General features: G+C 44.3%; 6 protein-coding genes. 3 read left to right on the top strand and 3 right to left on the bottom strand.

Annotation, left to right across the window (positions count from 1 at the left end; translation table 11 throughout):
• Positions 1–19 precede the first annotated feature (19 nt).
• Positions 20–859 (top strand): 3-deoxy-8-phosphooctulonate synthase, encoded by an 840-nt coding sequence (gene kdsA / locus ACJ751_RS11080; protein WP_407745558.1) that lies wholly within the window; start codon positions 20–22, stop codon positions 857–859.
• Between the two features lie 226 nt (positions 860–1,085).
• On the opposite strand, the gene ACJ751_RS11075 is transcribed toward kdsA, so the two are convergent.
• The 3 genes from ACJ751_RS11075 to ACJ751_RS11065 form a co-directional block, all read right to left on the bottom strand.
• Entirely contained in the window at positions 1,086–1,871 is a 786-nt protein-coding gene (locus ACJ751_RS11075) for a DUF4382 domain-containing protein (protein WP_407745557.1), read from the bottom strand.
• Between the two features lie 314 nt (positions 1,872–2,185).
• Complete coding sequence (locus ACJ751_RS11070; protein WP_407745556.1) at positions 2,186–3,190, bottom strand: helix-turn-helix transcriptional regulator; 1,005 nt, start codon at positions 3,188–3,190, stop codon at positions 2,186–2,188.
• 100 nt (positions 3,191–3,290) lie between these two features.
• Positions 3,291–3,512, bottom strand: a complete 222-nt coding sequence (locus ACJ751_RS11065; protein WP_407745555.1) for a PspC domain-containing protein — start codon at positions 3,510–3,512, stop codon at positions 3,291–3,293.
• A gap of 159 nt (positions 3,513–3,671) precedes the next feature.
• Between ACJ751_RS11065 and ACJ751_RS11060 the strand changes: the two genes are divergently transcribed.
• Together ACJ751_RS11060 and ACJ751_RS11055 are read left to right on the top strand one after the other, a co-directional pair.
• Positions 3,672–5,897 carry an aconitate hydratase gene (locus tag ACJ751_RS11060; RefSeq protein ID WP_407745554.1) on the top strand — a complete coding sequence of 742 codons (2,226 nt, stop codon included), beginning with the start codon at positions 3,672–3,674 and terminating at the stop codon, positions 5,895–5,897.
• Positions 5,898–6,089: 192 nt separating this feature from the next.
• Positions 6,090–7,231, top strand: a 1,142-nt coding sequence (locus ACJ751_RS11055; RefSeq protein WP_407745553.1) for a PKD domain-containing protein, incomplete at its 3' end; no start/stop codon positions are given.

Raw genomic sequence — 7,231 nt, 5'->3', positions numbered from 1 at the left:
TGAAAGGGAACTCAGAACTATGAATTACCTTTGCGCCATGAAAAATATGCTGACCAACCTTTTTTCGGGACAACAATACGATAGCACTAACTTTTTTCTGATTGCCGGCCCCTGTGTGGTGGAAAGTGAAGAACTGTTGATGGAAGTGGGGGATAAGGTTTCTACCATTTGCCGAAACCTGGGTATTCCTTACATATTTAAAGCTTCTTACCGTAAAGCCAATCGTACCAGCGCCTCCTCCTTTACCGGCGTGGGGGATGAAACCGGGCTGCAATTGTTACAAAAAACGGGGAAAGCCTATAAAGTACCTGTTACTACCGATATTCATGGACATGATGAAGCGGCCATGGCTGCGAAATATGCCGATATTTTACAAATACCTGCTTTCCTGTGCCGGCAAACCGATCTGTTGATAGCCGCCGCCGAAACCGGTAAAATTGTGAATGTAAAAAAGGGACAGTTTGTAAGTGGCCCTTCCATGAAGTTTGCAGTTGAAAAAATTGTAAAAGCCGGTAATGAGAATGTGATCCTGACCGAGCGGGGAAACACCTTCGGTTACCAGGACCTGGTGGTTGACTACCGTAATATTCCCTGGATGAAAGAACATGGAGCACCGGTAGTAATGGATTGCACGCACAGCCTGCAACAACCCAATCAAACAACGGGCGTTACGGGTGGTAACCCGCAACTGATAGGCACCATTGCCAGCGCTGCGATAGCTTCAGGCGCCGATGGATTATTTATTGAAACGCACCCCAATCCTGCAGTAGCCAAAAGCGATGGCGCCAATATGCTGCGGCTGGAGCTGCTGGAAGGATTATTACAAAAACTGGTGAAGATCAGAAAGGCTGTGATTTAGGTCAATGGTGAATGGTGAATCGTGAATGGTCAATGGTACCCGATTTTCGAGGTTTCCTAACTAAATTCAGCCTTGCTTTAATATAAAGAGAATGCCCTTATAAAGAAGTTAACTTCGTTATAAGGGCATTCTTATTTTTAGGTCTTGATGAAGTTTGAAATTTATCGTAATTCCTGCATGTAGGAATATTCACCATTGACCATTTACCATTCACGGTTTCACCATCCTACTTCGCTAAGCGAACCGTATCTACAACAGTAACATTACCTGTTGTTACAGCGATGCCGGTTTTAGTCTGCTTTTGGTAAGTAACATCGGCAGGCCAGTAAAGCATGTTGTAGGTTGCAGCGGGTACTCCTTTTATCAAATAAGCACCACTGGCATCAGTGAATGTAGTAATGGTATCAGTACCATTGATAGCATACACGGCTGTGAGAATTGAACCTGGAGTAACAGCACCTCTGATACTTCCACCTACTGCATTCAATACAGTGCGGATAACCGGTTTTAAACTGTACTTACCGCTGCCGGTAGTAACAATTGATCTGGCCGCATCGAAGTCAAGTACCATGGTGTACAAAATGCCACCTTTTACATCCTGCTGCACATTCAGCTTTAAACCGCTTTGTTGTGCGCTGGGCGTTTCGAGGTGAGCGCTGATGCCATTCAGAACAACGCTGTTGTTGTCACCCAGTATAAGCCGGATCTGATGCAGTTTGCCCGAAGGAATATCAGCATCTGCTAACAGGGTGTCTTTGCCATTTACCAGGTCAAGGATATTGTAAATACCTTTTTTTACGCCTGGTAACGATTGCCAGCCTTTGTCGTCATCGCCGGTTACATTGATCTGCACATCCTGGACGTCGATATTAATCGCATCGTAGGCAGCAGGATCGTCAGTTAACCGAACTTGTAATCTGGATTTCTCTTGCGAATCATTTTTGGAACAGGAATTCAGGGAACAGGTAAACAGTAACCCAAGGAACAGGGTTGAGATAAAATTGGATTTCATAGTGGTGAATTGTTTAATTCGTTCGCAATATCACTAAAATTATACCACACATAAAATCATAATATGAAAAAAGCTCCACAAGGGAGCTATAAGTCTCTGTTTTTCAAATGGATTGCAATTTGAAAAAATAATTATACACATTTTTTAGCATGTGAATATTGGATTAAAAAACGGGGGCTCTAATATTTTTATTGAGGGTATATACACGGAAAACTGTACCGGACTTTTACTATGCGTAACCTAATATAGTCATATCAGTAACTGCAAAAAGTAATAATTCCTTAACATGGTTGACTTTAATGTCACATCCACAGTTAATCAGAAAGCTTTTTAGGAGTAAGTAGCTGACTGGGCAGGATGCCGAATTCCTTTTTAAAGGCAATGGTGAAGTTGCTCAGGTTGCTATAACCCAGTTCCATGGCTACTTCTTTTACCGAAAATTTACCCGTTAAAAGTTTGTCCTGCGCAGCATGCATGCGGGCCTTTTGAAAGTATTCATAGATGGGGAAACTGTACATGGTTTTAAAATCTTTCTTCAGCTTTGATTCGCTGATGGCGGCAATTTTAGCCAGTTGTTGTATGGAGGGCGGCGTTTGCAAAACATTCTTTGTTAACAACCGTTCAATATGCATTACGCGGGCAATGTCATCATGGGTAAGTGGCAGGCGATAAGCGGGGTTGCTCATTTTTTCGAACAAACTATTGAAGAACCGTTCTATCAGCAGCATCATGCGGTTTTGCAGAATGGTTTTGCGAAGTGGATTGCTTTCTTCAACATGGCAAATGGTTTTCATCCACCGGCGGTACCGGGCATCGAGCGGTTCTATATTAATGCTTTCGGCTTTCAGTGATACATACGATGATAATACTTCATCAACCCGGGCCACATCAAAATACTGCGCCAGCCATTTCTTGCTGAAAACAATATTCACACCTTTGTAGGTGCAGCCTTCCGTTCCTTCATACGACCAGTTATAATGCGAACTGGTAAGGTAAGCAAATGCCTTGCTGGTGTTCTTTTCCCGTAATTTTTCATCGCCAATACAAATGGTAAGTGAATCGGGAATGGTAAGCTCATCAAAGCGAAGGGTGTAAAATTCTTCTGCCGAAGTTCTGGCGTGAATATGCCAGTCCTGATGCCAGGTACAATCTATCAGATAGGCATGCAGGCCATTAGGCACATGAACGTGGCGTAAGGTGCCGGCGCCAATGGCTTCGGGAAATAACAAATGGTCGTTTTGCATGGGAACCTTTAACGCAGCACCCATGGCATGCACCAATTGTTCGTAGTTGGTATCACTATATTCAAATTCAAACACAGAGCCTTATTTATTGGTCTGTACACGCACAGATCAAAATGATAATAAAATCTATACCAGTAATAGGCTACGGGGAAACTGTATGTGGAGTCAAAAGGTATTATTCATATTTCAGGGGGTTGCGGCGCAGTGACCAAATGTACCGTTTAATATTCATCCAGAATGCAAGAATAAAATAAATAATGAGGGGAGACCCCATAGTCAGAAAGGATACATAGATAAACCAGGTACGAATGCGGGATGTGGCGATGCCCAATCGTTCGCCAATAGCGGTGCAAACGCCAAATGCCTGCCATTCTATAAATTGTCTGAACCGGTTCATGCCACTAAATTAAAACATTCAGGAAAATTGTGCAAGTATTGAATCCCTATCAACCCATTTTTTAGGTAACTTTGCCAAACTTTTTTATACGTTTGATCACTTCTTAAACGAAAAATCATGGTTTTTGATCTGGACTTAATTAAAAAGGTTTACGCCGCAATGCCCGAAAAGGTAGCTGAAGCGCGTAAACTGGTAGGCCGTCCCCTTACATTAGCAGAAAAGATATTATATTCCCACCTGTTCGTTCCCACAGAAAAAGCACATGAGCGCGGGGTTGATTACGTAGATTTCACGCCCGACCGTGTTGCGATGCAGGATGCAACCGCACAAATGGCGTTATTGCAGTTTATGACCTGCGGACGTGCAAAAGTGGCTGTTCCTTCTACAGTGCATTGTGACCACCTGATCCAGGCCAAAACCGGCGCTCAGGAAGATCTGAAAACCGCTAACGAAGTAAATAAAGAAGTATACGAATTTCTGGCTTCTATTTCCAATAAATACGGTATCGGTTTCTGGAAACCCGGAGCTGGTATCATTCACCAGGTAGTACTGGAAAATTACGCCTTCCCTGGCGGTATGATGATCGGTACCGACTCCCATACGCCTAATGCCGGTGGTTTAGGCATGATTGCCATTGGAGTAGGGGGTGCTGACGCCGTTGACGTAATGGCCGGCCTGCCCTGGGAGCTGAAAATGCCCAAATTGATCGGTGTTAAATTAACCGGTAAAATGAGTGGCTGGACCTCTTCCAAAGACGTGATCCTGAAAGTGGCTGGTATTTTAACCGTAAAAGGTGGTACCGGTGCTATTGTGGAATACTTTGGTGAAGGCGCCGACAGCTTAAGCGCTACCGGTAAAGCTACTATCTGTAACATGGGTGCTGAAATTGGCGCTACCTGCTCATTGTTCGCTTATGATGAGAAAATGGCTGCCTACCTGACTGCAACCGGCCGCGAAGAAGTTGCTTACGCCGCCACGCAGATCAAAGAGTACCTGCGTCCTGACGAAGAAATATATACTGATCCTGCTAAATACTACGATCAGGTAATTGAAATAAATCTCGATGAACTGGAGCCTTATGTAAACGGTCCGTTTACGCCAGACCTGGCATGGCCCATTTCTAAATTTGCTGAAGCGGTAAAAGCTAACGACTGGCCAGCCAGACTGGAAGTGGCATTGATCGGTAGCTGTACCAACTCTTCTTACGAAGACATCAGCCGTTCTGCCTCGCTGGCAAAACAGGCTGTTGATAAAAAATTAAAAGCCAAAGCAGAATTCACTATCACGCCAGGTTCTGAAGTAGTTCGTTTTACCATTGAAAAAGATGGTTTCCTCGATACTTTCTACAAAATTGGTGGTGTAGTGCTGGCAAACGCCTGCGGACCTTGTATCGGTCAATGGGCGCGCCACATCGATGATCCAAAACGTAAGAACTCGATCATCACTTCATTCAACCGCAACTTTGCAAAACGTAACGACGGGCTGGCTTCTACCCACGCATTCGTGGCCTCACCCGAGATCGTAACCGCTTTCGCTATTGCCGGTGACTTAACCTTCAACCCGTTAAAAGATAAACTGAGGAACGAAGAAGGTAAAGAAGTAATGCTGGATGAACCTACCGGTGTTGAATTACCACCCAAAGGTTTTTCAGTTGAAGATGCGGGTTATGCTGCACCTGCTGCTGATGGTAGCGGTGTTGTGGTAAAAGTTGCTGATGATTCACAACGTTTACAATTACTGGCGCCATTTGCTGCCTGGGAAGGCACTGACCTGAAAGGGTTGAAACTGCTGATTAAAGCAAAAGGAAAATGTACCACTGACCATATCTCTATGGCTGGTCCATGGTTAAAATTCCGCGGCCACCTCGATAACATCAGTAACAACATGCTGATCGGCGCTGTAAACTTCTTTAACGACGAAACCGATAAAGTTAAGAATGAACTGACCGGCGAATATGGTCCAGTACCTGCTACCCAACGCGCTTACAAAGCTGCTGGCATTGGTTCAGTAGTAGTAGGTGATGAAAACTATGGCGAAGGCTCAAGCCGTGAGCACGCTGCCATGGAGCCTCGTCACTTAGGCGTTCGTGCTATTGTGGTAAGAAGCTTTGCCCGTATTCACGAAACCAACCTGAAAAAACAGGGTATGCTGGCGCTGACCTTTGCTAATAAAGAAGATTACGATAAAGTACAGGAAGATGATAGCATTGACTTTGTTGGCCTGGCATCATTTGCACCTGGCAAACCATTGACTATGGTATTGAACCATAAAAATGGCAGCAAAGACGAGATAACCCTCAACCACACCTACAATAAACAACAGATCGAGTGGTTTAAAGCAGGTGGTGCGCTGAACGTTATCCGTTCTCAGTTCGCTAAGAAGTAGTAAATACACATTACTTTAATAATAAAGAGCAAAAGAGGGTTATGCCTCCTTTGCTCTTTTTTTATGCCTAAAAATGCTATGCATTACGCCTTTTTTTAATAGGTGTTATTATCTAAAAGTCCAATTACGGGCATGCTTCCAATATCCAGATTGGGATGGTAGGGCGACTTTTGTTGTACCTATCATAAACCAATGAAAAACCAATTAACCGTATTACTAACCCTGGCCTGGGTACTTTGTACAGCAGGTCAATTGAAAGCGCAGGTAAAGGCAGGTTTTACCGCCACTAACGTTGCAGGATGTTCTCCCCTGGTAGTACAGTTCCAGGATGCCTCTACGGGTAACCCTGCCAGTTGGCGCTGGGATCTTGGCAATGGTACTATCTCCTTATTTCAAAATCCTTCCAGTGTTTATTTTGCCCCCGGTACTTATACCGTAAAGCTGGTAGCAAAGAATGCAGCAGGCGCCGATTCCATTGTAAAACAACAATACGTTACCGTATACGATAATCCGGTGGCAGACTTCATGGCCTCCGACTCAATAGGTTGTTTTCCTTTCCCGGTAACGTTTACCGATAAAAGCACGGTTAACGATGGCGTTATCAATAGCTGGCATTGGGATTTTGGCGATGGTAACACATCAACAGATCAGCATCCTTCACATACGTATACAGGTACGGGTAATTATACGGTAACATTAAAAGTTACCAGTAGTAATGGTTGCACAAAAAGCTTTAGTAAATCCCAATACATACAAATAGCTTCCGGCGTGTTGGCCGATTTTGATTTTACCCCGGCAGTCAATAGTTGTAATGCGCCGCTTGAAATAATTTTTAATAATAAATCGATTGAATCAGGTACGGTCAGCTACGTATGGGATTTCGGGGATGGACAAACCTTCACAGACAGAGACCCGCATCATAACTATACGGCGAATGGTTCTTATACCGTTACCCTGAGCGCCGTCAATACATCAGGTTGCTGGGATACGGTGCGTAAAAAGAATTTGATCGTATTAGGGAACACCCAAACGCAATTTACGCTGCCTGCCAGTATATGCGCCGGACAGCCATTCTTCCCCATTAATACTTCCTCACCGGCCCCTGTTGCCGTGCAATGGGATTTTGGCGATGGTAATACGTCAACAGAAGCGAGTCCACAGAAAAGTTATGCCGCAGGCGGTACCTATACCATTAAAATGTTGAACCGGTTTGCCACCTGTGCCGATTCAATTAACAAGCTGATCACTGTACTACCTAAACCGGTGGCCGCCTTCACTACCGACCGTACTTATTCGTGCAGTATTCCGGCGGCGATCCAATTTACCAATACAAC

The organism is Niastella sp. (assembly GCF_045805085.1).
In the GTDB taxonomy this organism is placed as follows: Bacteria; Bacteroidota; Bacteroidia; order Chitinophagales; family Chitinophagaceae; genus Niastella.
The sequence above is the reverse complement of the archived record's forward strand: the minus strand, read 5'-3'. Positions and strand labels throughout refer to the sequence as shown.